Genomic DNA, 23,187 nt, shown 5'->3' on the forward strand with positions numbered 1-23,187 from the left:
GGGGCGGATCACCGCCCGGACGTCTTCCGCAGGCTGTAGCCGATGCCGCGCACCGTCTGCAGCAACGGCTCCCGGCCGGTGTCGACCTTGCGCCGCAGGTTCGACACGAACCGCTCGACGACCGTCGACTCGCCGCCGAAGTCGTACTGCCACACCGCCTCGAGGATCTGCGAGCGGGACAGCACCTGACCCTGGTGGGTGAAGAGGAAGTGCAGCAGGCGGTACTCGGTCGGGGACAGCTCGATCAGGTCGCCGCCGCGGTGCACCTCGTGCCGGAGCACGTCCATCACGAGGTCGTCGCAGGTGAGCTTGCCGTCGTCGGCGGCGCCGCCGGTGCCCCGCGCCCGGCGCAGGAGGGCCTGCAGCCGGGCGCCGACCTCGATGACGCTGAACGGCTTGGTGACGTAGTCGTCGCCGCCGAGCTGGAGCCCGCGTACCCGGTCCTCCACCGCCTCGCGGGCGGTCAGGAAGAGGACCGGGACGGTCACCGAGCGGGCCCGGAGGAGCTGGATGATGTCGAAGCCGTCGCTGCCGGGCAGCATGACGTCGAGGACGATCACGTCCGGTGGCGTACGGGCCAGCGCCTCCAGCGCCTCCGGCAGGTCGGCCGCGGCGTCGACGTCGAAGCCGGCGAAGCCCAGCGCCGAGATCATCAGCCGGCGGATGCCGGGGTCGTCGTCGATCACCAGGACCCGGTCGGTGTGCATGGAGATCATTATCCGTGCACCGGCACCGGCTCGGCCGAGCGTTCCCGGTCGTCCGCCCGGTCGTCTGCCCGATCGTCCGCCGCGATGGCGCCGCTGCCCTCGAGGTCGACCTTCGGCAGGAACCGGGCCAGCCGCCGGGGCAGCCACCAGGCCCGGTCGCCCAGCAGCGCCAGGGCCGCCGGCACCAGCGTCATCCGGACCAGGAAGGCGTCGACCAGGATGCCGACGGCCAGGGCGAACGCGATCGGCATGATGTCCGGGTCGTGCGACATCACGAAGCCGACGAACACGGCGATCATGATCAGCGCGGCCGCCGTGACCACCCGGGCGGAGTGCCGGGCGCCGGTGATCAGCGCCCGGTGCGCGTCGCGGTGGCGGCCGTAGTCCTCCTGCACCGCCGACACGAGGAACACCTCGTAGTCCATGGCGAGGCCGAACAGCACGGCCATCACGATGATCGGCATGAAGCTGCCGACCGGGCCGAGGGCCGGCACGCCCAGCAGCCCGGACAGCCAGCCCCACTGGAAGACGGCGACGGTGGCGCCGAGGGACGCGCCCACGGACAGCAGGAAGCCGGCCGTGGCCTTGACCGGGATCGCGATGGAGCGGAACGCCACCATGAGCAGCAGCAGCGACAGGCCGACCACGACGACGGCGAAGGGCACGATGGCGCCGCTGAGCTTGGCCGACACGTCGATGCTGACGGCGGTCAGGCCGGTCACCGCGACGTACTGGCCGGTGGCGGAGGACACCGGGGCGAGGGCCGCCCGCAGGTCGGTGACCAGTTTCCGGGTCTCGCCGGAGGTCGGGCCGTGCGCGGGGACGATGCCGATCCGGGCGGCCGAGCCGCTGCCGGCCACGTCGACCGGCGTGACGCTCGCGATGCCGGGCATGTCCCGCAGCCGGTCGCGCACCGTGGCGGCCGTGCGCTCCACCTGCGCCTTTCCGGACCCCTCGACGAGGACGACCAGCGGCCCGTTCGCGCCGGGGCCGAACGCTTCGGCCACCATGTCGTACGCCTGCCGGCTCGCGGCCGTCTTCGGGTCGGAACCCTCGTCGGTCAGTGCGAGCGTCAGCTGGGTGACCGGTGCCGCCATGGCGAGCAGGAGCAGCGTCCCGGCGACGAGGGTGCGGACGGGACGGCGGGCCACCCCGCCGATCCACCGGACGCCGAGCGACGGCCGGGCGGTCTCCGTGAGTCGCCGGGCGGCCCGGGAGCCGGGCTTCGGGGCCAGCCGCCGCCCGGCGATCGCCATCAGGGCGGGCAGCAGGCCCAGCGACATCAGCACCGCGGCGGCGACCGCGGCGGCGGAGGCGAAGCCCATGGAGCTCAGCGTCGGCACCCCGGCGACCGACAGCCCGGCGAGGGCGATGACGACCGTGGCACCGGCGAAGACCACCGCGCTGCCCGCCGTGGCGGTGGCCCGGGCGACGGACTCGGCGACCGGCATGCCCGCCGCGAGGTTGCCGCGGTGCCGGGAGACGATGAACAGGGCGTAGTCGATGCCGACGGCCAGGCCGAGCATCAGCGCCAGGGTCGGCGCGTTGTCGGTGATGCCGAACACCGCGGACAGCCCGATCATCGCGGCCGTCGTCCCGGCGACCCCGATCAGCGCGGTGAGCAGCGGCAGGCCGGCGGCCATCAGCGAACCGAAGGTGATGATCAGCACCGCGAGCGCCACGAGCAGGCCGATGACCTCGCCCGGGTGCACCGGCGGGCCGCCCTCCTGGAACGCGTCGCCCGCGTAGACCACGCGGGCCCCGGCCGCACGCAGCGGCGCGCCGGCGGCCTTCACCGCGGCCAGCGTGGCCGGCGCGACGTCGGTGCCGGCAGCGACGCCGAAGGTCACGTCGGCGACCGCGGTCCGCCCGTCGGGGGAGATCATTCCGGCGTCGGCCGGGTCGCTCACCGCGGTGACGCCGGGCACCTTGCCGGTGTCGGCGAGGACCCGTTCCAGCGTCCTGCCCAGCGCCGGATCGGTCAGGCGGGCGCCGTCGGGGGATCGGAGGACCACCCGGGCCGACTGCGACTCCGGCCCGGCGAAATGTCGCTCCATCTTCGTGTACGCGGTCTGCGCCGGCGATCCGGGCACGGAACTGCTCGACTCGAAGGTGCCCGGGAAGAGGATCGCGAGCATCACGACCGCGCCGATGATCACCGCCCAGCCGATCAGGATGCGGTATCGGGCGCGCGCACCGAGCGCGCCGAGGCGGTACAGGAATCCGGCCATGTCGTTTCCTCTCGTACAGCTGCGGACGCGACTGATCCTGCTGACGGGAGTTGAGGGAACGACCCTGCGAACCTTGACGGTTTCCTGACGGTCCGCTGCGTGATTCGTCAGGCGGGCGGCCGGACGGCATCCATGGCCCGGTCGATGGCCGCCTCGAACGGGCCCTCGGCACCGGACTCCAGCCAGGAGTGGTGCGCGGCCACCAGGCACCCGAAGGCCGCGGCGGTGAGGGCCCGGGGCGCGGGGTCGCCGGGAGCGTACGGCGTGCCGGCCGCCTCCGCCCGCTGGACGAGCAGGGCGATGACGGTCTCCTGTGCCTCCTGCAGCTTGCGCAGGTATCCGGCGAGCAGCACGGGGGTGCCGAACACCAGCCGCAGGATCGGCGCGGCGTACTCCGGGTGGTACGGCACGCCGAACACGTCGAACCCCCGGCGCAGCGAGGTCCAGACCGGCTCGCCGGCCGGGCGGGCGCGCACCAGGTCGAGCAGGTCGCCGACGATCAGGTCCACCTTGCCCAGCAGGATCTCGTCCTTGGCCGCGAAGTAGCGGAAGACGCTGCGCTGCGACAGGCCGGCCGCCGCGGCGATGTCCTCGGTGGTCGTGGCGTCTTAGCCACGCTCGACGAACAGCCCGAGGGCGGCCTCGGCGATCTCCCGCTGAACGGCGCGGCGGGTCCGTTCGCGCAGTGTCGGTTCCCTGGCGCTCATGGCCGCCGAGCCTAACGGACGCCAAAGTTGACAATGACTGACAGAAGAGTCATAGGATGCCATCCATGTCAAAGATCATCGTCATTACCGGCGCGTCCGACGGGATCGGTGCCGCCGCCGCCCGCCTGCTGCACGCCGAGGGGCACCGCGTCGTCATCGTCGGGCGCTCGCCGGCCAGGACCGCGGCCGTCGCCCGGGAGCTCGGGGCCGACCACTTCGTCGCGGACTACGAGCGTCTCGCCGACGTGCGCGCCCTCGCCGCCGCGCTGGACGGGGCGTACCCGCGCATCGACGTCCTGGCCAACAACGCCGGCGGCGTCTTCGGCGACCGCGCCCGGACCGCCGACGGCTTCGAGAAGACCTTCCAGATCAACCACCTGGCGCCGTTCCTGCTCACCCGGCTGCTCACCGGCAAGCTGGTGACCAGCCGGGCCACGGTGATCCAGACCTCCAGCGCCGCGGCCCGCATCGCCGGCAAGGTCGTCCCGGACGACCTGCAGCACGACCGCGACTTCACCCCGGAGCGGGCCTACGGGACGACCAAGCTCTACAACATCCTGATGACCACCGAGCTGCACCGCCGCTACCACGGCCGGGGCCTGTCGGCGGCGGCGTACTACCCGGGGGTCGTGGCCACCAGCTTCGCCCTCGGGTCGCAGAGCTGGCTCCGGCACCTCTACCGGCTGAGCCGGCCGCTGCTGGCCTCCCCGGACAAGGGCGCCGCCCCGCTGGTGCGGCTGGCCCAGGGTGAGCCGGGCCGCGACTGGGAGTCCGGGGCCTACTACGAGAAGGGCAAGGTGGCGAGGCGCACCAACCCGCAGGCCCGTGACGCCGCCCTGGCCGCCGAGGTGTGGCGGCGCACCGAGGAGCTTCTGGACGCGGCACCCCGATGAACCGCAGGAAATCGCCGATCCTCCGCAACGTCCGGCATGTCGCGGCGGCTCCGCCCGGCCTACCGTCGAAGCGTTGATCTTGGGGAGGGAGAGCGGCGATGTCCGGTTACGACGTGACGGCCCGGTCGGGTGCCCCGGCGGAGGCGATCTACGAGCTGTGGGTCACGCCGGGGACCTGGCCGCGATGGTCGTCGGTGGACACTGCCGGGGCGGAGGGAGGCGATGCCGCCCGGCCGCAGGGGGTCGGCGGCGTGCGGGTGTTCCGCACCGGCCGTAACGTGAGCCGGGAGCGGATCACCGCGCTGGTGCCGGGGCGGCGCATCGAGTACGACATGCTCTCGGGCGCGCTGCGCGACTACCGGGCCGCGGTCGAGCTGACGCCGCTCGACGGCGGCGGCACCGCGATCCGGTGGTCGGGCACCTTCCGGGGCAACGTCGTCATGGGGTGGTATCTGCGGTGGTACATGGCTCGCATGGCGCGGGGCCTCGCGGCCCACGCGGAGCGGGTCACGGCCGGGTGATGCGGAAGCGCGACGGGCGTACGCCGGTCTCCCGCAGGAAGGCCGTGGACAGGTGGGCCGGGCTCGAGAAGCCGCACCGGCCGGCGGTCTCCGTGACGGTGAGGCCCCGGCCCAGCAGCCGCTTGGCCTCCTCGATGCGCAGCTCGATGAGGTAGCGGTGCGGGGTCCGGCCGGTGGACTGCTTGAACACGCGCAGGAAGTGGAAAGGGCTCAGCCTGACCGTGGCCGCCACCTCGGCGAGGGTGACCGGCCGGCCCAGGTTCTCCCGGAGGTACGCCAGCGCGACCCGGATCCGGGCGTCGGCGACGGGACGCGGGGCGCCCGGCGCGGCGGCGGTCAGGTGGGCCGCCAGGAACGCGGCGGCGGTCTCGGCGTAGAGGGCGTCGGCGCCGTTGCCGGCGGCGGTGGCCAGGGCGGGCAGCAGCGTACGGACGAAGGCGGGGTCCGGCGTCCCGACGGCGGCGGCGGGCGGCGAGGTGCCGAGGTCGGCGCTCATCCGGTCCACCCGGTCCGCGGCCAGGTGCAGGTGCAGGGTGACCATCGGCTCGTCCGTCTCGTAGCGGATCCGGGTCGGCGCCCCCGGCACCGCGCGGCCCACCAGCCCGGGCCCGATCGGCCGGCGCCGCCAGCCGTCCCCGGTGTCCACGTGCAGGTCCCCGCTGCCCGCCGTGACCAGCCACAGGTGGTGATCGGTGGACGGCGGCAGGACGAGCTGACCGGCGGCCGGGGCGTGCGCGAAGCGTTGCAGCAGCAGCGCCCGCCAGCCGAGGTCGTCCCAGCTCGAGAGGCTGCGGGAGGCGTACGCCGCGAAGTCGTTCCCGGCGTACCCGGCCATGTCGAAGGCGCGGTGGCGGTCGTGGCCGGGATCCGGCATGGTGTCCTCCGCACTGCGATCACCCGCCGTTCAGGACGTACGAGCGGTCCGGGTTGAGGGTGACGGCCACGTTGGTGCCCGCCTCGATCATCCGGGCCGGGTCCGGCCCGGCCTCGGTGACCTGCAGCGTGCCGCTGATCGTCTCGACCTCGTAGTCGACGCTGTGGCCGTGGAACGTGGAGCGCAGGACCGTGCCGATGCCGCCCTCCGCGGCCGGCTCCAGCGAGATCGTCTCCGGCCGGATCATAAGGTACGCGCCCGCGCCGCCCGCCCGGACCGCCGGATGGGCCGGCACGGTCAGCCGGTTGCCCAGCGCGTGCACGACCGCCGAGCCGTCCCCGACGTCCTCCGGCGCGACCTCGATGAAGTTGGCGCGGCCGATGAAGTCGGCGACGAAGATGGTGGCCGGCCGGAAGTAGATCCGGGCGGGCGCCGCGACCTGCTCGACGCGCCCCTTGTTCATCACCACGATCCGGTCGGACATGCTCATCGCCTCGTCCTGGTCGTGGGTGACGTAGAGGCTGGTGATGCCGAGGCGGCGCTGGATGCGGCGGATCTCGGCCCGCATGGCGCCGCGCAGCTTCGCGTCCAGGTTGGACAGGGGCTCGTCGAAGAGCAGCACCTTGGGCTGCATGATGAGGGCGCGGGCCAGGGCGACGCGCTGCTGCTGCCCGCCGGAGAGCTCGTGCGGGGAGCGGTTCTCCAGGCCTACCAGGTTCATGCTGGTCAGCGCGATCTGCATGGCGGTACGGACGTCGTCGTGCGGGCGCCGGCGCAGCTTGAGCCCGTACGCGATGTTCTCCCCGACGGTGAGGTGCGGGAAGAGGGCGTAGCTCTGGAAGACCATCGCCATCGCCCGGCGCTGCGGCGGGGTGCGGTCGATGGGCGCGCCGTCGAGCTGGATGCCGCCGCTGGTGGCGGTCTCGAAGCCGGCCACGATCCGCAGCGTCGTGGTCTTGCCGCAGCCGGACGGCCCGAGCAGGGTGATGAACTCGCCCGGCCGCACGTCGAGCGACACGTCGTCGACGGCGGTCACGCTCGCCGACCGGGAGGTGAAGGTCTTCGTGAGCCGGTCGAGCCGCAGCGCTCCCGCCTCCGCGCGGTCCTTCGGCGGCGTCAGCTCGCCGGGCGCGTGCGTCATCGTCATCGTCCGTTCCTTCCGGTGGGCGCGGCGGTGCGGTACAGCGACACGGTGCCGCCGACGAGGAGCCGGATCAGGCCGAACCCCGCCAGCACGACCGCCGTCAGCACAGTGCAGTACGCGAAGGCGACGCCGTACCGGCCGGTGTTGGCGGCGCTGAGGATCTGCGAGGTGATGATCTTGGTGTTCGGCGTCACCAGCAGGATCACGGTCGAGATCGAGGTCATGCTCCGGGCGAAGCTGTAGCTGAGCCCGGTCAGCAGCGCCGGCCGGATCAGCGGCAGCACGACGCTGCGGAACGTCCGGAACGAGCCGGCGCCGAGGTTCATCGACGCCTCCTCCAGGCTCGGATGGAGCTGGGTCAGGGCGGCGCCGCCGGTCCGCAGGCCGGCCGGCACGCTGCGGGTGATGTAGGCGAGCACGATGGCCAGCGAGCCGCCGGCGATCGCGGTGCCGCCCACCAGCCCGGGAAAGACCAGCAGGTCACCGACGTAGCGGTCGGGCCGGTACGCCAGCAGGTAGCCGATGCCGAGCACGGTCCCGGGTACGGCCACCCCCAGCGTGCCGGCGAAGTCCAGCCAGCCCGCCGAGCGCCGCAGGTGCCGGGTCGCGAGCCAGGCGATGAGCAGCCCGAAGACCCCCGCGACCGGGGTGGCGACGGCGGCCAGGAGCGTGGTGTCCGCGAGCGCCGCCCGGCCGGCGCCGAGCACAACCTCCCGGAAGTGCTCGAGGGTGAAGCTGTTGTCCACGCCGAACACCCGCGTCACCGAGCCCGCGATCACGGTGCCGTAGAGGCTGACCACGACCAGGGCGACGAGCACCGCCAGCCCGAAGATGGGCCAGCGGGTCCAGCCGCTGATCAGGTGCACGCTGCCGGAGGGCCGGCCGGTGATGGTGGTGCGGATCTTCCGGCCGAGCCAGTACCGCTGGGCCAGGTAGAGCGCGATCGACGGGACGAGCAGGATCAGGCTGTACACGGCGGCGCTGGTCGTGTCGTACTCGCCGGTGACGGCGAGGTAGGCGCGGCTGGCGAGCACCGTGTAGTCGCCGCCCAGCGCCAGCGGGTTGGCCAGGTCGGCTATCGCCTCCACGAACAGCAGCAGGAACGGTGCGGCCAGGCCGGGGGCGAGCAGGGGGAGCTGGACCGTACGGAAGATCTGCCGCCGGCCGGCGCCCATGTTCATGGCCGCCTCCTCCATGGCCGGGTCCAGGCCCCGCATCATCCCGAGGATGCCCAGGTACGCCACCGGGAACAGCGACAGCGACAGGACCAGCACGAGGCCGTCCAGCCCGTAGATGTCGTACTCGACGCCGAACAGGCCGTGGGTGATCGCGCCCTGGCGGCCGTACAGGACGATCGCGGCCGTGGCGACCGCGAAGGGCGGGCTGACGATCGGCATCAGGGCCACGACGTGCAGGATCCGCTTGCCCGGCACCGCGAGGCGGGTCTGCACGAACGCGAAGAGGAAGCCGATGGCGGTGCCGCAGGCGCCGACGAGCAGCCCCAGGACGAGCGTGTTGCGCAGGATCGTGAGGTCGACGCGGGAGGTGAGGAACTCGGCGTAGCGCGGCAGCGCCTCGCCGGACAGCGCGGTGGAGAGCACGGCGGTCAGCGGGAAGAGGCTGCCGAGGGTGACGAGCAGGATGCTCGCGGCGACGGCCGCGGTCACCCCGACGTCGCGGGAACGCCGGCGTGGTCTCGGCGGAGGAGGCGCCGGCGCGGCCTCCACGGCAGGGGAGAGGGTCGTCATGACTTCGGGGCCTGGGCGACTTCGTCGTCGAACCGCTTGGTGAGGTCCTTCTTCGCCCGCCCCGCGGCCGTGACGTCGTAGTCGACGAGCTTCACCGTCGACAGGTCGACGCTCTTGTCCGACACCGTGGCGCCCGGGTTCGTCGGCACCTGGTACGACTTGACCGACGGCCCGATCTCCTGCGCGGCCGGCGTCAGGGCCCAGTCGACGTACTTGCGGGCGCTGTCCGGATTGTGCGCGTTCTTGATGAGCGCCACGCCGCCGACCTCGTAGCCGGTGCCCTCGGCCGGGAACGTGACCTCGAGGTCCTTGAAGCCCTGCTCCCGGGTCGCCACGCAGTCGTGGGAGAAGATGACCCCGACGCCGACCTCCCCGCGCGCGGCCTGCTGGCCCGGCGCGATTCCCGACTTGCTGTACTGCAGCACGTTCGGGTGCAGCTGCTTCATGTAGCCCAGCGCCGCATCGGCGTTGCCCTGGTGCAGCGCCACCTGGGTCCACAGCAGCGTGTACGCGGTCCCGGAGGTGGACGGGTGCGCGATGCCGACGTCCTTGCCGAGCCCCGGGTTCAGCAGGTCCTGCCATGACCGCGGCGCCGGCACCTTCTTCTCGGCGAGCACCCTGGTGTTGTCGCAGAAGCCGAGGACGCCGACGTACACGCCGGTCCAGATGCCGGCCGGGTCCTTGTAACGGTCCGGGATCACGGCGGCGTTCGGTGAGACGTACGGCTCGAGCAGCCCCTGCTCGCTGGCGGCGGCGAAACCGTCCGCGGGCCCGCCGTGCCAGACGTCGAACTCGGGGTCGGCCTGGCCCGCCCTCAGCCGGGCGACGGTCTCGCCGCTGGACAGCCTGACGAACTCGGCCTTGACCCCGGTCGCCTTCGTGAACTGTGCGGTCATCGCCGCGCACCATTCCTCGGTGGCGCCGCAGGCGACGACCACCTTGCCGCTGTCCTCGGCCGGCTCGCCGGCGGCGTCGTTGCGCGCGCAGCCGGCGGCCACGAGCGCGGGTACGGTCAGCAGAACCAGTCCGGCCCTGACCCGGAACCGTTGCTGGGATGTCATCGACCCCACCTCCTCGGTACGCCGGGCGTCCGCTGGCCCGGGATTGAAGTCACCGTATGAGGTGGGATGCCGCCACGCGGTAACAGCGCGGTGGGCCAAGGTGACAGCCGTGTTACCGGCGTGGGTCCGGTGTCACCCCGCCGGGGCGGGCGGCAGGTCGGGCATGACGTAGCCGGCGCCCCGGATCGTGCGCACGTAGGCGGTGCTGTCGCCGTCGGCCGCGAGCCGGGAGCGGAGCCGGTACACGGTCGACTTGACCACGTCCCGGCCGCCGAGGATCTCCGTGGTGCCCCAGACCGCCCGCAGCAGGTCCTGCCACGACTGCGGGGTGCCGCGGTGGGCGGCGAGGTGGAGCAGCAGTTTGAACTCCGTGTACGGCAGCTCCAGCCGCCGCCCGCCGAGCATCGCCGACCGCGCGCCCGGGTCGATGACCAGGTCGCCGACGCGCAGGACGGTGCCGGTCTCGCGGCGGCGCACCAGGGCGGCGGCCCGCAGCGCCACCTCGCGCGGATGGAACGGCTTGGTCACGTAGTCGTCCGCGCCCCGCTCGAGCCCGGCGATCACGTCGTCGTGGTGCGCCAGCGCGGTCAGCAGCATGATCGGGACGTCGGAGCGGGCCCGGATCCGCTCGCACAGCGTCAGCCCGTCGATCGCCGGCATGAGCACGTCGAGCACGACGAGGTCGACGCCGCGCGAGCGCAGCAGGTGCAGCGCGGTGGCGCCGTCGTGGGCGACCAGCACCGAGAAGCCCTGCGTCTCCAGCGCGTACCCGATGATCATCGTCATCTGCGGCTCGTCGTCGACGACCAGCGCGGTGGTCATTCCGGCGCTCCCGCGGGCAGCGTGAGCAGGAACGTCGTGCCCCGCGCGGACGTCGTGTCGATCATGATCGCGCCGTGGTGCAGCTCCACGATGGACTTGGTGATGACCAGGCCCAGGCCGGTGCCGTCCTCGAGCGGCCGGCCGGTGGCGAAGCGGCGGAACAGCCGGTGGCGCTGCTCCCGGCTCATCCCGGCACCGTCGTCGGTGACGTAGACGGCGATCCCGGTGTCGACCGCCATGACCCGCACGTCGACGTTGCCGCCGACCGTGGTGAACCGGCTGGCGTTGGACACCAGGTTGGTCAGGGCCTGCGAGATCAGCAGCGGGTCGGCGGCGATGCGCGGCGTCACCTGCGGGGTGTCGAGGGTGATGCGCTGCTGCCGCTGGGCGCACAGCGGGCGCATCGCGGTCACCACGTCGCGGGCCAGCACGGACACGTCGGCCGCCTCCAGCCGCGGGGTGAACAGGCCCGCCTCGATCTTCGCCTGGGTGAGCAGGCTTTCGCACAGCGACACCACGTGGGTGCACTGGTGACCGATCACCGAGAGGAAGCGTTCCTGCGCCGCGGTCAGCGGTCCGGGCGTGCGCTCCAGCAGCAGGTCGGCGGCGCCCTTGATCATGCTCAGCGGGGTGCGCAGCTCGTGGCTCAGCGCGGTGACCTGCTCGGCCCGGCGGTCGACCTGCGCGGCCAGATTGTCCAGTTCCGCCCGCTGGATCCGCAGGACGTGGCGGGTGCTCGCGGCGGCCACCACCACGCCCGCGGCCAGGCCCGCCACGGCCGTCGCCGGCGACCAGCGGCCCGTGGCGGCCAGCGCGGCGGCGGCCACGACTCCGCCGGCCGCGGCGAGCCAGGCCACCCACAGGGCCCGCGCGACCAGCCACCCCGCCGGGCCCGAGACCGCCACGTCCGTCGTCACCACGTCACCCCGGTGGGGAACGTATCAGCTCACCGCCGCGCCGGGCAGTGCCCGTCAGGGCAGCGGGTGCAGCGCCAGCGGCACGTGATGCTGGCCGGCGTGGATGTCCCGGTCGCGCAGGCTGCCCTGCGCCACGGGACGCGGGAACGAGATCTTGACGACGTTCAGCGCCGGGATGCGGAAGATCCGGATGGTGTCCGCGGGTACGCCGTACAGGCGGGCGATCACCGGCGCGTCCAGGTAGGCGGGGTCGGCGACCAGCGCGTACCCGTCGGCGTCGCGCATGAACAGCTCCATCGTCACCCAGAACGGGCCGGCGTTCTTGGACCGGACCTCGACGGCGAGGTCGGCGACGGTACGCGGGCGGGCGTTATCGGACATCGCTGGGCTCCGGGAGGTTGATGCGGAACAGGCTGGTGGGCGAGTCCACGTCGACGACGTGGTGCAGGACGAACTCGTACGCCGCCCCGCGCTCCGTCTCGGCGGGCGAGTACGGGAACGCGAGGCTCGGCAGGTAGTCCATGTCGGGCGTGGGCAGGTGCAGCATGAGCGGATTGGCGATCTTCGCCACGGCCGTGGCCGTCGCCTGGTCCGCGGCGCTGACCAGGAGCATCACGCCGACCTCGCGGGGCGGCCGGGTGTCCGGGTCGATCGCCTCGAGCACGGCGTCGTGGCCGTACAGGCGGATGTCGAACGCGTACTCGTCGCTGCCGAGCCCGAGCGTCTGGGTGACCCGCTCGACGGTGATCCGCCGCAGCAGCGCCGCCCACGTGCCGATCTGGCCCAGGATGTGCGGGTCGCGGATGGCGGTGAACGACATCGTCTCGTAGCCGGTGATCCGGGCACCCTCGAGCTTGTTCGTGTACGGGGCCGGCTCGAACCGCGAGCCCTCCACCCGGACCCGCCGCTCGTCGAGGGCCCGGTACGTGGCGTCGCCGACCATCAGCGTGCCGGCCGGCTCCCGCATCGAGAACGGGTCCGCGGTCTCGTAGAGCATGTGCGCCGCGACCGAGGTGGGCGTGCACGCGACGGCCGGGTCCAGCGGTTCGATGGTGAAGCCGGTGGCGTCGATGGTGGCGAAGACCCCGCTGGAGCGCGGGTTCGTGGTGCACTGCGCCCCGCACTCGACGATCTTGGCCGCGTGCCAGGCCGGGCCGGCCGGCATGCCCGCCATGAGCGGGAAGGCCGCGGCGACGGCGGTGTCGGTGGCGCGCCCGGCCAGCACCACGTCGGCGCCGGCCGTCAGCGCCTCGGTGATCGGCTCGTGGCCCATCATCGCGACGATGTGCTCGCAGCTCTCCAGCGTCGCCGGGTCCAGGTCGCCGGTCGGCGCGAGCGGATGGATCCGGCCCTGATCGAGGTACTCCTTGAGGTCGGTGGCCCGCTGCTCGCTGTAGATCGTGGCGATGCGCAGCCCCAGCCCCTCCTCGGCGAGGATGTCGCGGGCGATCCCCGCGACCCAGTCGACGCCGGAGTCGGTGCCGCTGGTGCCGCACGAGCCGACGATCAGCGGGATCCGCGCCTTCGCCGCCGCGCGCAGCAGGAACCGCAGGTCGCGGGCGACGGCCGCCGCGGTGGTCTTGGCCGTCCCGGTGCCCAGATAGTACGGGCCGGAGTCGGTCGACCCCCCGTCCACGGCGATGACGTCGGCGCCCAGCTCCAGCCCCCGCTCGACGACCTCGGGCGGGAATCCCGAGCCGAGCATGCCGGAGGGCACGAGGACGCGTACGGAATCGGTGGTCATGGGTTTCCTCATTTCAGTGCGGTGGCGATCGCGCGGCCGGCCTGGCGCCCGGAGAACAGGCAGCCGCCGAGGAAGGTGCCCTCCAGCGCGCGGTAGCCGTGCATGCCACCACCGCCGAATCCGCTGGCCTCGCCGGCGGCGTAGAGCCCGGGCACCGGCTGCCCGGCGGCGTCCAGCACCCGGGCGTCGAGGTCGGTGTGCAGGCCGCCGAGCGTCTTGCGGGTGAGCACGTGCAGGCGTACGGCGATCAGCGGGCCGGCCTTCGGGTCCAGGAACCGGTGCGGCGGCGCGGTCCGCATGAGCCGGTCGCCGCGGTAGTTGCGGAAGTTGCGGATCGCGGCGATCTGCATGTCCTTCGTGAACCCGTTGGTCAGCTCCCGGTCGCGGGCCTCGATCGTGCGCCGGATGTCGACCGGGTCCAGGGGCGCCTCGGGGGTGAGCGCGTTCATCCCCTTGACCAGCTCCTCCAGCCGGTCGGCGACGACGAAGTCGGCACCCTTGCGCTTGAACGCCTCCACCGGCCCCGGGGCGCCGCCGCGCAGCCGGCCCAGCACCCGCTTGACGCTGCGGCCGGTCAGGTCGGGGTTCTGCTCCGAGCCGGAGAGCGCGAACTCCTTCTCGATGATCTTCTGGGTCAGCACGAACCAGCTGTGGTCGTGGCCGGTGGTCCGCAGGTGGGCGAGCGTGCCGAGGGTGTCGAAGCCGGGGTAGAGCGGCACCGGCAGCCGCTTGCCGCGCGCGTCCAGCCAGAGCGAGGACGGGCCGGGCAGGATGCGGATGCCGTGCGCGGCCCAGATCGGGTCCCAGTTCTGGATGCCCTCGACGTAGTGCCACATCCGGTCGGGGTTGATGACCGCACCGCCGGCGTCCTGCGTGATGGCGATCATCCGTCCGTCCACATGCGCCGGAACGCCGCTGATCATGTGCTCGGGCGGGGTGCCGAGCCGCTGCGGCCAGTTGCGGCGGACCAGCTCGTGGTTGCCGCCGATGCCGCCGGACGTGACGACGACCGCCTCCGCGGTGTACGCGAAGTCGCCGGTCTCCACCCGCGAACTGGCGGTGCCGCGGGCCGCGTCGCTGGGCTCCAGGATCTTCCCGGCGGCTCCCACCACGGCGCCGCCGCTGGTGGTCAGGGTGTCGACCCGGTGCCGGAAGGCGAACCGGACCAGCCCGCGCTCGGCGGCCTGCCGTACGGTCGCGATGAACGGTGCCAGCACGCCGGGGCCCGTACCCCAGGTGATGTGGAACCGGGGCACCGAGTTGCCGTGCCCGAGGGCGTCGTAGCCGCCGCGCTCGGCCCAGCCGACGATCGGGAACACCGGGATGCCGAGCTGCCGCAGCCACGCACGCTTCTCGCCGGCGGCGAAGGCGACGTACGCCTCGGCCCAGCGCCGCGGCCACTCGTCCTCGGCCCGGTCGAAGCCGGCGGTGCCCTGCCAGTCCTGCCAGGCGAGCTCGTGCGAGTCGCGGATGCCCATCCGGCGCTGCTCGGGCGAGTCGACGAGGAACAGCCCGCCGAACGACCAGAACGCCTGGCCGCCGAGGCTCTGCTCGGGTTCCTGGTCGAGCAGCAGGACCGAACGGCCGGCGGCGACGAGTTCGGCGGTGGCGACGAGGCCGGCGAGTCCGGCGCCGACGACCAGTACGTCCGCGGACGCGGTCCGGGTGGTCATGCGATCTCCTTCGTGAGCGGGTGGGCGGGCCGGCCGTCGAGCGCGGCGACGAGTTCCCGGGCGCCGTCCAGGCCGGCGGCCTGCCGGGCCTCAGCAGTCTGCCCGGCCATGTGCGAATAGACGACGATGCCCTCGACCCCGCGCAGGACGCTCCGCTCGGGCAGCGGTTCCACGTCCACCACGTCCAGGGCCGCGCCGGCCAGCCGGCCCGTGCGGACCGCCTCGGCCAGGGCCGCCTCGTCGACGATCGGGCCGCGGGCGGTGTTGATCAGATGCGCTCCCGGCTTCATCCGGGCGAGGGCGGCGGCGTCGATGAGGTGCCGCGTACGCGGGGTCAGTGCCGTGTGGACGGACACGTAGTCGGAGTCGCGCAGCAGCTCGTCGAGGGTGACCCGGGTGACGGGCGCGGGCAGCTCGCCGGTGCACAGCACCCGCATGCCGAAGGCGGCGGCCAGCGGGGCGACCCGCGCCGCGACCGCGCCCCGGCCGATCAGCCCCAGCGTGCTGCCCCGCAGCTCGTGGCCGTCGGTGCGGGGCCAGCGCCCGGCGGCGACCCCGGCGGCCATCGGCACGAGGCCGCGGGCCTGGGCGAGCAGCAGCCCGATGGTGTACTCGGCCACCGCGTTGGCGTTGATGCCCGGCAGGTTGCTCACGGTGATCCCGAGCCGGGCGGCGGCGGCCACGTCCACGGAGTCGTACCCGACCCCGGTCCGTACGACCGCCCGCAGCTCCTTCGCCCGGCTGAGCACGTCCTCGGTCATCGGCTCGTTGGCGATCAGCGCACCCTCGGCGCCGGCCAGCGCCGCGACGAGGTCGTCCGGCCTGCGCGGCCCCCGCATCGGGTCGTGCCGGGTGGTGAAGCCGAGGCCGGTGAGGTAGGCGTCCACCTCGTCGCCGGGGGTGAGGTAGTCGGTGGTGATGAGGATGGTGGGCATCATTCTCTTTCGGTGAGGGATACGGCCCGCTCGGCCCTGTGCGCCTGCTGGAGGCGGCCGAGGCGAACGACGACGAGGACGGCGAGCAGGGCCAGCACGCCGATGTAGGTGAGCATCCCGGTCCACCCGAACAGGTCGACCACGCCGCCGATCAGGGCGGGGCCGCCGAAGCCGCCGAGGTACCAGGTGACCGCGTACAGGCCGGTGTAGGCGCCGTAGAAGCGGCTGGACGGCGCCAGGTTCCACAGGGCGACCGCCGCGTTGATCGTGAAGGCGGCGGCGCCGATCGAGCCGGCGCAGAACGCGACGACCGTGCCGGTGGGCGTCTGCACGAGGGTGCCGGTGGCCAGCGCGACGGCGAAGAGCACCATGCCGGCGCCGATGGTGCGCAGGCGGCCGAAGCGCTCGGCGAGCAGCGCGGCCGGGTAGGCGGCGGCGACGTACACCAGCCCACTGGGCAGGGTCAGGCCGCCGGCGTCGCCGCGGCTCAGCCCGAGGACCTCCATGCCGTACGGGGTGATCAGCGACCGGGAGGCGAACCAGGCCCCGCCGAAGAGCAGCACGGCGAGCAGCAGCAGGACCGGGCGCCGGTCGGTGTCCGTGAGGATCCTCCGGATGATCCGCCGCATCGGCTCGCGCACCGGCCGGGTGCCGCCCTCGCCGTCCTCGGCCGCCGCCGCCCGGTACGCCGGCGACGTGTTGTCCCGGACGTTGAGCAGCAGGACGGCCGTGCCGGCCAGCATGATCAGCGAGGGGATCGCGAACGCGGCGTGCGGGTGCTCGTCCACCACGAGCAGGCTGATCAGCGACGCGACGATGATGGTGAGCGCGGTCGCGATCTTCACGACGGCGTTCGCCCGGCTGCGCCGCTGCGGAGGCAGGAAGTCCGGCACCAACGACTCGGCCAGCGGCCGGGTGGTGTTGACGAGCAGCGCGTAGCAGAACATCACCGCCGCCAGCGTGATCAGCGACGTGGTCCAGGGCAGCAGCAGGAAGATCAGCGCGGCGAGCGGCATGCCCACCGCCAGGTACGGGATCCGCCGTCCCCACCGGGTGCGGGTGTGGTCCGACCGGTTGCCGATCCAGGGCTGGACGAAGATGCCCAGCAGGTTGTCCATGCCCATGAGGGCGCCCACGAGGGCCGCGCTCGCCACGTGCTCGCGCAGCAGGACGGGCACCTGATTGTCGTAGAAGTTCCAGGTCGACTCCTGCGCGAAGAGCGCTAGGGCGATGAAGAACGTGATCCGCCGGTTGGACACCCGTCCACCTCCTTGTGTCCTGCGCCACGTTAATTTGCTGTAGCAAACGCGTCAACAGTTGCAAACAAACTTGCTACGGCATGCGCTATGGTGAGTCGCATGATGACAGCCGGGACGCTCGCCGATCAGGCGTACCGCCAAGTCCGCACCGCCATCGCCACCGGCGAGCTCGCACCGGGGGAGAAGGTGACCGAGCGCGGCATGGCCGAGCGGCTCTCGATCAGCCCCACCCCGGTCCGCGAGGCTCTGCGACGGCTGGAGCTCGACGGCCTCATCGAGCGGATCGGACCGCGGACGGTGCTGGTCGCGTCGATCCGCGACGCCGCCATCGACGACCTCGCCGAGGTGGAGGTCGGCCTGCGCGGCCTGGTCGCCCGGTTCGCCGCCCGGCACGCCACGGCGGACCAGCTCGACGCGCTGGACGCGATCCTCGACCGCGCCGACGACCTGCTGATCCTGCTCAAGGAGCGGAACGCGCAGGAGCGGCCGGTGGACCGGCACCTCGCCGAGCTGTTCGACACCATGCAGCAGTTCAACGACACGGTCAGCGCCTGCGCCCACAACCCCGTGCTGGTCCGCATGCTGGAGCAGAGCCGCGTGTTCAGCCGTCCGCGGCGCCGCGAGCTGCTGCTGCGACGGGTGGCGGCGGACGAGAATTTCGGCATGGAGCGCTACACCAGCCATCGTGCCCTGGTGCGGGCGCTGCGCGCGGGCGATTCCGCCACCGCGGAGCGGATCGCGCTGGAGGACGCTCAGGGCGGCCTCGCGGCACTGCGGGAGGCGCTGTGACGACGCACCGCATCGCCGTCATCCCCGGCGACGGGATCGGCAAGGAGGTCGTCCCCGCCGGGCTGGAGGCCCTGCACGCCACCGCCGGCCGGTTCGACCTGCGACTCGCCTTCGACACCTTCGACTTCGCCAGCGCCGACTACTGGCAGCGGCACGGCACGATGCTGCCGAACGACTGGGAGGAGACGCTGCGCGGGTACGACGCCATCTACTTCGGCGCGGTCGGCTGGCCCGAGGTCGTGCCCGACCACGTGTCGCTCTGGGGCAGCCTCCTGCAGTTCCGCCGTGTCTTCGACCAGTACGTGAACCTGCGCCCCTGCCGCCTGATGCCCGGCGTCCAGAGCCCGCTGGCCGGCCGCGGCCCCGGCGACATCGACTTCGTCGTCGTGCGCGAGAACACCGAGGGCGAGTACTCCAGCGTGGGCGGGCGCATCTTCGAGGGCACCGACCGCGAGACCGTGCTGCAGGAGACGGTCATGACCCGGGTCGGCGTCGACCGGGTGCTGCGCTTCGCCTTCGAGCTCGCGAGCCGCCGCCCGCAGCGGCACCTGACCTCGGCCACCAAGAGCAACGGCATCTCCATCTCGATGCCGTACTGGGACGAGCGGGTGGCGGCGATGGCGGAGGAATTCCCGGGCGTACGCCTCGACAAGTTCCACATCGACGCGCTCGCCGCCCACTTCGTGCTCCACCCGGGATGGTTCGACGTGGTCGTGGCGAGCAACCTCTTCGGCGACATCCTCTCCGACCTGGGCCCGGCCTGCACCGGCACGCTCGGGATCGCCCCGAGCGCGAACATCAACCCGGAGCGCGAGCACCCGAGCCTCTTCGAACCGGTGCACGGCTCGGCGCCGGACATCGCCGGCAAGGGCATCGCCAACCCGATCGGCCAGATCTGGTGCGGCTCGATGATGCTCGACCACCTGGGCCATCCCGAGGCGGCGGCGCACCTGCTCGGCGCCGTCGAGGACGTGCTGGCCCGGGGCCCGCGGGACGCGCCGCTGACGCCCGACCTGCACGGCAGCGGCACGACGGCGGAGCTCGGCCACGCGATCGCGGAACGCGTCCGCGAGGCCTGAGCCCTCTCCGGCCGCCACCCCGGGCCGCTGCCCCGGTTGGTCAGGCCGGGCCGCGCAGCGCCTCCGCCGGTTGCAGGGCGGCCGCCCGGGACGCCGGGTACAGCCCGGCGACGAGGCCGACCAGCGCGCCGGTCAGCGGCGCCCCGGCGGCCAGGGTGCCGTCGATCACCGGGGTCCAGTCGCGGACCACGCTGATCACGACGACCGCCAGGATGCCCGTGCTGGCCCCGACGATCCCGCCGAGCAGCCCCACGATCATCGACTCGGCCAGGAACTGGGCGGCGATGTGCCGGCGGCGGGCGCCCAGGGCGCGGCGCAGCCCGATCTCCGCCGTCCGCTCCAGCACGGTGACCAGGGTGACGTTGGCGATGCCGAGCGCGCCCACCACCAGGGACACCAGACCCAGCACCAGCAGCATGCCGCTGACGTCCTGGGCCACGCCGGCCCGCAGGCTGTCCGGGTCGGGCGGGGCGCTGACCTGGAGGGCGAGCGGATCGTTCGGGCTCAGCGCCACCGGTGCCTGGGCGGCGATCAGCGGTGCGGCGCCCAGCGCGGTGGTCACCAGCACCGTGTCGACCGGGCCGGCGCGGACGGTCCGCTCGGCCGTGGTCCACGGCAGGACGACCGCGTTGTTCACCAGCGCCTGGTCGGTGCGGCCGCTGGTGCCCAGGATGCCGATGACCGTGAACGCCTGGTCGTCGACGAAGACCGCGGGCTGGTTGCCCACCCGGGTGACGCCGAGCTGCCGGGCCGCCTCGGTGCCGAGGACCGCCACCCGGTCCCGCCGGTCGAGGTGGCCCTGGTCGAAGAACCGGCCGGTGGCCACGGCCGCCCGCGCGGCGGCGGGGAACGCGGTGTCGGTGCCGATGACCGGCACCTTGCGCAGGGCGGCCCGGGACGGATCGCGCAGCAGGGTCGAGCGTACGGGCAGCTCGTCGCCCTTGCGGGAGCGCGAGTAGCCGCTCGCCGCGGTCACGCCGTTGAGCCGCCGCAGGTTGCCGAGCGCCGCCCGGCCGACCGCCCCCGGCACGGCCACCGTCACCGTGACCTCGGTGGCCGTGGCGGCGTCGAACCGCCCCGCGATCTGGTTGCCGGCGGTGGCGGAGACGCCCAGCGTGGTGACGAGCGTGCCGATGCCCAGCACCGTGCCGAGGACCGTGAGCGCCGTCCGCGCCGGGCGCGAACCGATGCCGCCGAGCGCCTCGCCGAGCAGGTCCCGCAGCCGCACCCCGGTACGGCTCACCGCGGGGCCCCCGCCGCGACCGGGACCGGCCTGCCGTCGCGCAGCCGGATCCGCCGGTCCGCACGCCCGGCGACCGTGTCGTCGTGCGTGATGACGAGCAGCGTGGTCCCGTTCGCCCGCAGCTCGTCGAACAGGTCCAGCACCGCGCCCGTGGTGACGCTGTCGAGATTGCCGGTCGGCTCGTCGCACAACAGCAGGGCCGGCGCCCCGATCAGCGCGCGGGCGATGGCGACCCGCTGCCGCTCGCCCCCGGACAGCCGGGTCGGCAGGAACGTCCGGCGGTGGCTCATCGCGACCCGGTCGAGCGCCTCGGCGGCCCGGTCCCGTCGCTGCGTACGGGTCAGTCCGGTGTAGAGGCCGCCGAGCATCACGTTCTCCTCGACGGTGCGGTAGTCCATCAGGTGGAAGGACTGGAAGACGAAGCCGATCCGGGCGCCGCGCAGGGCGGTGCGCTGCCGGTCGCCGAGCGCCGTCGTCTCGGCGCCCTCGAGCAGGTACGAGCCGGTGTCCGGCCGGTCGAGCAGGCCCAGCACGTTGAGCAGGGTCGACTTGCCGGAGCCGGACGGTCCGACGATGCCCACGTAGTCGCCGCGGCGCACGGTCAGCTCCACGCCGGCCAGGACGTGCACCGGCGGGTCCCCCGGGAACGAACGGCCGACGCCGGTGAGCCGGATGACCTCGGTCATGACCCGCCCACCACGACCCGGTCGCCCGCCGCCAGCCCGGCGTCGCCGGGGGTCACCTCGACGTACCCCTCGGCGGCGAGCCCGGTGGTCACCGGCACGTCCCGGGTCGTCCCGGCGCCAGCGTCCACGGTGACGTACGCCTGCCCGCCCGCCGAGGTGAAGACCGCCGCGACCGGGACGGCCAGGACCGCCCCGCCGCTGTCGCCGACCGTGATCTCGGTGCGCACCGACTGCCCGGTCAGCTCGCCGAGCTTCACGCCCTTCGCCGCGCCGAGCCGGATCGGTACGCCCACCGGCGCCTCGTCGTCGTCCTTGGCGTCCGTCTCCTTCTTCGGCGGCGTGGCCCGGTCGGTGACCGAGGCGCCGACGGCGGTCACCTTCGCCCGGTACGTCTTGCCGGACGGCGACGTGAGGGTCGCCGGCTGCCCCTTCCTGAGCAGCTCGGCGTCCTCCGGGGTGACCGTGCCGTCGATGACCGGCGCCGGATCGGCGACCGTGGCCACCTCGCCGGCCGCCTCCCGTCCGGCCCGCGCCGTCACGGTCGTCACCCGGGCCGGCAGCCGGGGCAGGAACACGATCTCCCCGCTGTAGATGCGGGCGCCCCGGGTCCTGCGCCACTCGGCGAGCTCGGCCCTCGCGTCCTTGCGCGCCTCGAGCCGCCGTCGTTCGGCCAGCTGGGCGGCGGTGGGCAGGACGGGCTCGTACCCCCGGTCGCGATACCACGCGGCGGCGGCGCCGAGCACCTCCCCGGTCAGCGGCCCGGAGGCGGCCAGGCCGGCGCCCGGCCGGAGCCGGCGCAGCGCGGCCCGCAGCTGGCGCACGTCGTCGCCGGTGCTGCCCTCGGTCAGGGTGCGGTACATCGGCACCCGGCCGGCGAGCGCGAACACCGGCCGTCCGTTGATCTCCATCAGGACGTCGCCCTCCCGTACGGTACGGCCGGCCGTGGCGGCCTTCGTGACCACCGGACCGCTCGACAGGTCGCCGTCGAGCGGGGCCACCGCTCCGGTCAGCACGACCGGCGTGGGCTTGCGGTAGGTGACCGACGTCTGGACCACCACCACGGCGGCCAGCGGACGGCGCTCGACGGGCACGGTGATCAGCGAGGCCGGCGGCGGCTGCCGGCCGGCGGCGGCGTCGGCGGGGGACTTCACCCCGGCGGCGATCGCCCAACCCGTGGCCCCGGCGGCCAGGGCCACCGCGGTCGTCACGGCGACGACGCGCGGCGGCCCCGGGCGGGGCAGCAGCCGGACCCTCAACCCTGGCCCCGGCTGAGGTGCACGATCGACGGATAGCGCGTACGGACGATGTCCGCGTACGGCCCGCGGCAGTCGAGGTCGTCGAGCGCCTTCCCGATCTCCGCCTTCAGCGCCGTCCGCGGATCACCGGCCGTCGAGGTGTCCTCCTCGCCCACGGCCACGGCCGACGCGGGCCGGACCTGTTCCAGCACGAACGTCTCCACCTCGCCCGGCTCGCCGCGGCTGATCCGGTAGCCCTTGCTGCGCAGGCAGTCCGCGTACTTCTGGGCCGCCGCCACGACGGCCGGGTCGCTGCCGAACTTCTCCCAGGCGCGCTCGGCGTCGGCCTCCGCACGGTTGATGTCCGTGATGCCGAAGACCGCCTTGCTCGCCTGCTCGACGCAGCCGGGGGTGCCCGCGACGCCCGGCTTGCCGCCCGTGCCCATGGCCTTGTCGTAGGCCTGGCGCTGAGCCTCGTCGAGGTCCTCGCGGATCTTGTTGTTGGGGTTCTCCCGGGCGCTCGCGTTCGGCTCGTTCACGAGCGGGTCGTTCGGGTAGACCTCCTTGGCCGCGACGCCGAAGCCGTACTTCTGCCGCAGCGGCCGCACCACGTCGTCGGCCTGCAACAGCGACGGGGGACCGATGTACTGGTCCACCCGCGACACCGTCGACGTGGTGCTGGGGACGTACCGGAAGCCCTTCTGTTTCATGCAGTCGGCGATCATGTTCTCCGCCTTGCGCTGCTGGGCCGCGAAGTCGTCCTGGACCGCGGCCGGCGGGCCGTCCGTGGCCGCCGGACCGTCCGATGTGGTGCCGCACGCGCCGAGGAGGAGGCCGGCCGGTACGAGGCCGGCGGCGATGAGTACGCGTCGCATGTCGTGCTCCCGGTGAGAAGTGGATCTGACGCCGGGAACTATGG

At 73.4% G+C, this 23,187-nt stretch carries 22 protein-coding genes and 1 pseudogene; 4 read left to right on the top strand and 19 right to left on the bottom strand.

The genetic code is table 11. The features are described from left to right. Nucleotides 1–8: 8 nt before the first annotated feature. From CLV70_RS04715 to CLV70_RS42065, 4 genes and pseudogenes are all read right to left on the bottom strand, one after another. Nucleotides 9–716: a response regulator transcription factor gene (locus CLV70_RS04715; protein WP_106125126.1), complete on the bottom strand. Its 708-nt coding sequence runs from the start codon at nucleotides 714–716 to the stop codon at nucleotides 9–11. Next, nucleotides 716–2,938: an MMPL family transporter gene (locus CLV70_RS04720; protein WP_211303631.1), complete on the bottom strand. Its 2,223-nt coding sequence runs from the start codon at nucleotides 2,936–2,938 to the stop codon at nucleotides 716–718. Before CLV70_RS04720 ends, CLV70_RS04715 begins: the two co-directional genes overlap by 1 nt. 107 nt (nucleotides 2,939–3,045) lie before the next feature. Continuing rightward, a complete protein-coding gene (locus CLV70_RS04725; RefSeq protein WP_158277704.1) occupies nucleotides 3,046–3,447 on the bottom strand; it encodes an acyl-CoA-like ligand-binding transcription factor in 402 nt (133 codons plus the stop codon). 18 nt (nucleotides 3,448–3,465) lie between these two features. Next, nucleotides 3,466–3,534: pseudogene (locus tag CLV70_RS42065) on the bottom strand (TetR family transcriptional regulator); the annotation flags it as partial. Nucleotides 3,535–3,710: 176 nt separating this feature from the next. Between CLV70_RS42065 and CLV70_RS04730 the strand changes: the two are divergent. Both CLV70_RS04730 and CLV70_RS04735 read left to right on the top strand, forming a co-directional pair. Next, nucleotides 3,711–4,538: an SDR family NAD(P)-dependent oxidoreductase gene (locus tag CLV70_RS04730; RefSeq protein ID WP_106125127.1), complete on the top strand. Its 828-nt coding sequence runs from the start codon at nucleotides 3,711–3,713 to the stop codon at nucleotides 4,536–4,538. Nucleotides 4,539–4,636: 98 nt separating this feature from the next. Continuing rightward, the gene (locus CLV70_RS04735) at nucleotides 4,637–5,059 is read left to right on the top strand and encodes an SRPBCC family protein (protein WP_106125128.1); all 423 of its coding nucleotides are present in this window, start codon (nucleotides 4,637–4,639) and stop codon (nucleotides 5,057–5,059) included. Here the strand turns inward: CLV70_RS04735 and CLV70_RS04740 are convergent. The 11 genes from CLV70_RS04740 to CLV70_RS04790 form a co-directional block, all read right to left on the bottom strand. After that, nucleotides 5,046–5,933 carry an AraC family transcriptional regulator gene (locus CLV70_RS04740; protein ID WP_106125129.1) on the bottom strand — a complete coding sequence of 296 codons (888 nt, stop codon included), beginning with the start codon at nucleotides 5,931–5,933 and terminating at the stop codon, nucleotides 5,046–5,048. The two genes, CLV70_RS04735 and CLV70_RS04740, sit on opposite strands and share 14 nt — an antisense overlap. A gap of 19 nt (nucleotides 5,934–5,952) precedes the next feature. Then, complete coding sequence (locus tag CLV70_RS04745) at nucleotides 5,953–7,080, bottom strand: ABC transporter ATP-binding protein (RefSeq protein ID WP_106125130.1); 1,128 nt, start codon at nucleotides 7,078–7,080, stop codon at nucleotides 5,953–5,955. Further along, nucleotides 7,077–8,825: an ABC transporter permease gene (locus tag CLV70_RS04750; RefSeq protein ID WP_106125131.1), complete on the bottom strand. Its 1,749-nt coding sequence runs from the start codon at nucleotides 8,823–8,825 to the stop codon at nucleotides 7,077–7,079. The genes CLV70_RS04745 and CLV70_RS04750 overlap by 4 nt, the downstream gene beginning before the upstream one ends. Further along, the gene (locus CLV70_RS04755) at nucleotides 8,822–9,886 is read right to left on the bottom strand and encodes an ABC transporter substrate-binding protein (RefSeq protein WP_106125132.1); all 1,065 of its coding nucleotides are present in this window, start codon (nucleotides 9,884–9,886) and stop codon (nucleotides 8,822–8,824) included. Before CLV70_RS04755 ends, CLV70_RS04750 begins: the two co-directional genes overlap by 4 nt. Before the next feature lie 132 nt (nucleotides 9,887–10,018). Then, the gene (locus tag CLV70_RS04760) at nucleotides 10,019–10,708 is read right to left on the bottom strand and encodes a response regulator transcription factor (protein WP_106125133.1); all 690 of its coding nucleotides are present in this window, start codon (nucleotides 10,706–10,708) and stop codon (nucleotides 10,019–10,021) included. Further along, complete coding sequence (locus CLV70_RS04765; protein WP_158277705.1) at nucleotides 10,705–11,625, bottom strand: sensor histidine kinase; 921 nt, start codon at nucleotides 11,623–11,625, stop codon at nucleotides 10,705–10,707. The genes CLV70_RS04760 and CLV70_RS04765 overlap by 4 nt, the downstream gene beginning before the upstream one ends. A 54-nt stretch (nucleotides 11,626–11,679) precedes the next feature. Next, entirely contained in the window at nucleotides 11,680–12,006 is a 327-nt protein-coding gene (locus CLV70_RS04770) for a DUF4387 domain-containing protein (RefSeq protein ID WP_106125135.1), read from the bottom strand. Next, entirely contained in the window at nucleotides 11,996–13,369 is a 1,374-nt protein-coding gene (locus CLV70_RS04775; protein ID WP_106125136.1) for an acyclic terpene utilization AtuA family protein, read from the bottom strand. Before CLV70_RS04775 ends, CLV70_RS04770 begins: the two co-directional genes overlap by 11 nt. 8 nt (nucleotides 13,370–13,377) lie before the next feature. After that, nucleotides 13,378–15,042 (bottom strand): FAD-binding dehydrogenase, encoded by a 1,665-nt coding sequence (locus CLV70_RS04780; protein WP_106125137.1) that lies wholly within the window; start codon nucleotides 15,040–15,042, stop codon nucleotides 13,378–13,380. Beyond that, entirely contained in the window at nucleotides 15,039–15,977 is a 939-nt protein-coding gene (locus tag CLV70_RS04785) for an NAD(P)-dependent oxidoreductase (RefSeq protein WP_106125586.1), read from the bottom strand. The genes CLV70_RS04780 and CLV70_RS04785 overlap by 4 nt, the downstream gene beginning before the upstream one ends. After that, nucleotides 15,977–17,236 (bottom strand): MFS transporter, encoded by a 1,260-nt coding sequence (locus CLV70_RS04790; protein ID WP_106125138.1) that lies wholly within the window; start codon nucleotides 17,234–17,236, stop codon nucleotides 15,977–15,979. Before CLV70_RS04790 ends, CLV70_RS04785 begins: the two co-directional genes overlap by 1 nt. 99 nt (nucleotides 17,237–17,335) lie before the next feature. On the opposite strand from CLV70_RS04790, the gene CLV70_RS04795 reads away from it, so the two are divergent. Further along, the gene (locus tag CLV70_RS04795; protein WP_211303632.1) at nucleotides 17,336–18,025 is read left to right on the top strand and encodes a GntR family transcriptional regulator; all 690 of its coding nucleotides are present in this window, start codon (nucleotides 17,336–17,338) and stop codon (nucleotides 18,023–18,025) included. After that, nucleotides 18,022–19,104, top strand: coding sequence for a tartrate dehydrogenase (locus tag CLV70_RS04800; protein WP_106125140.1), 1,083 nt, complete (start codon nucleotides 18,022–18,024; stop codon nucleotides 19,102–19,104). The genes CLV70_RS04795 and CLV70_RS04800 overlap by 4 nt, the downstream gene beginning before the upstream one ends. 40 nt (nucleotides 19,105–19,144) lie before the next feature. Here the strand turns inward: CLV70_RS04800 and CLV70_RS04805 are convergent, their stop codons facing one another. From CLV70_RS04805 to CLV70_RS04820, 4 genes are read right to left on the bottom strand one after another with little or no spacing between them, the layout of a single operon-like run. Further along, nucleotides 19,145–20,347, bottom strand: a complete 1,203-nt coding sequence (locus CLV70_RS04805) for an ABC transporter permease (RefSeq protein ID WP_245908030.1) — start codon at nucleotides 20,345–20,347, stop codon at nucleotides 19,145–19,147. Beyond that, on the bottom strand, nucleotides 20,344–21,033 hold the full coding sequence (locus CLV70_RS04810; protein WP_106125141.1) for an ABC transporter ATP-binding protein: 690 nt from the start codon (nucleotides 21,031–21,033) through the stop codon (nucleotides 20,344–20,346). Before CLV70_RS04810 ends, CLV70_RS04805 begins: the two co-directional genes overlap by 4 nt. Then, entirely contained in the window at nucleotides 21,030–22,241 is a 1,212-nt protein-coding gene (locus CLV70_RS04815) for a permuted SH3 domain-containing protein (RefSeq protein ID WP_146163960.1), read from the bottom strand. Before CLV70_RS04815 ends, CLV70_RS04810 begins: the two co-directional genes overlap by 4 nt. A 44-nt stretch (nucleotides 22,242–22,285) precedes the next feature. Beyond that, nucleotides 22,286–23,143 (bottom strand): hypothetical protein, encoded by an 858-nt coding sequence (locus tag CLV70_RS04820; RefSeq protein WP_106125143.1) that lies wholly within the window; start codon nucleotides 23,141–23,143, stop codon nucleotides 22,286–22,288. Nucleotides 23,144–23,187 lie beyond the last annotated feature (44 nt).

This window comes from Pseudosporangium ferrugineum (assembly GCF_003002065.1).
GTDB lineage: Bacteria > Actinomycetota > Actinomycetes > Mycobacteriales > Micromonosporaceae > Actinoplanes > Actinoplanes ferrugineus_A.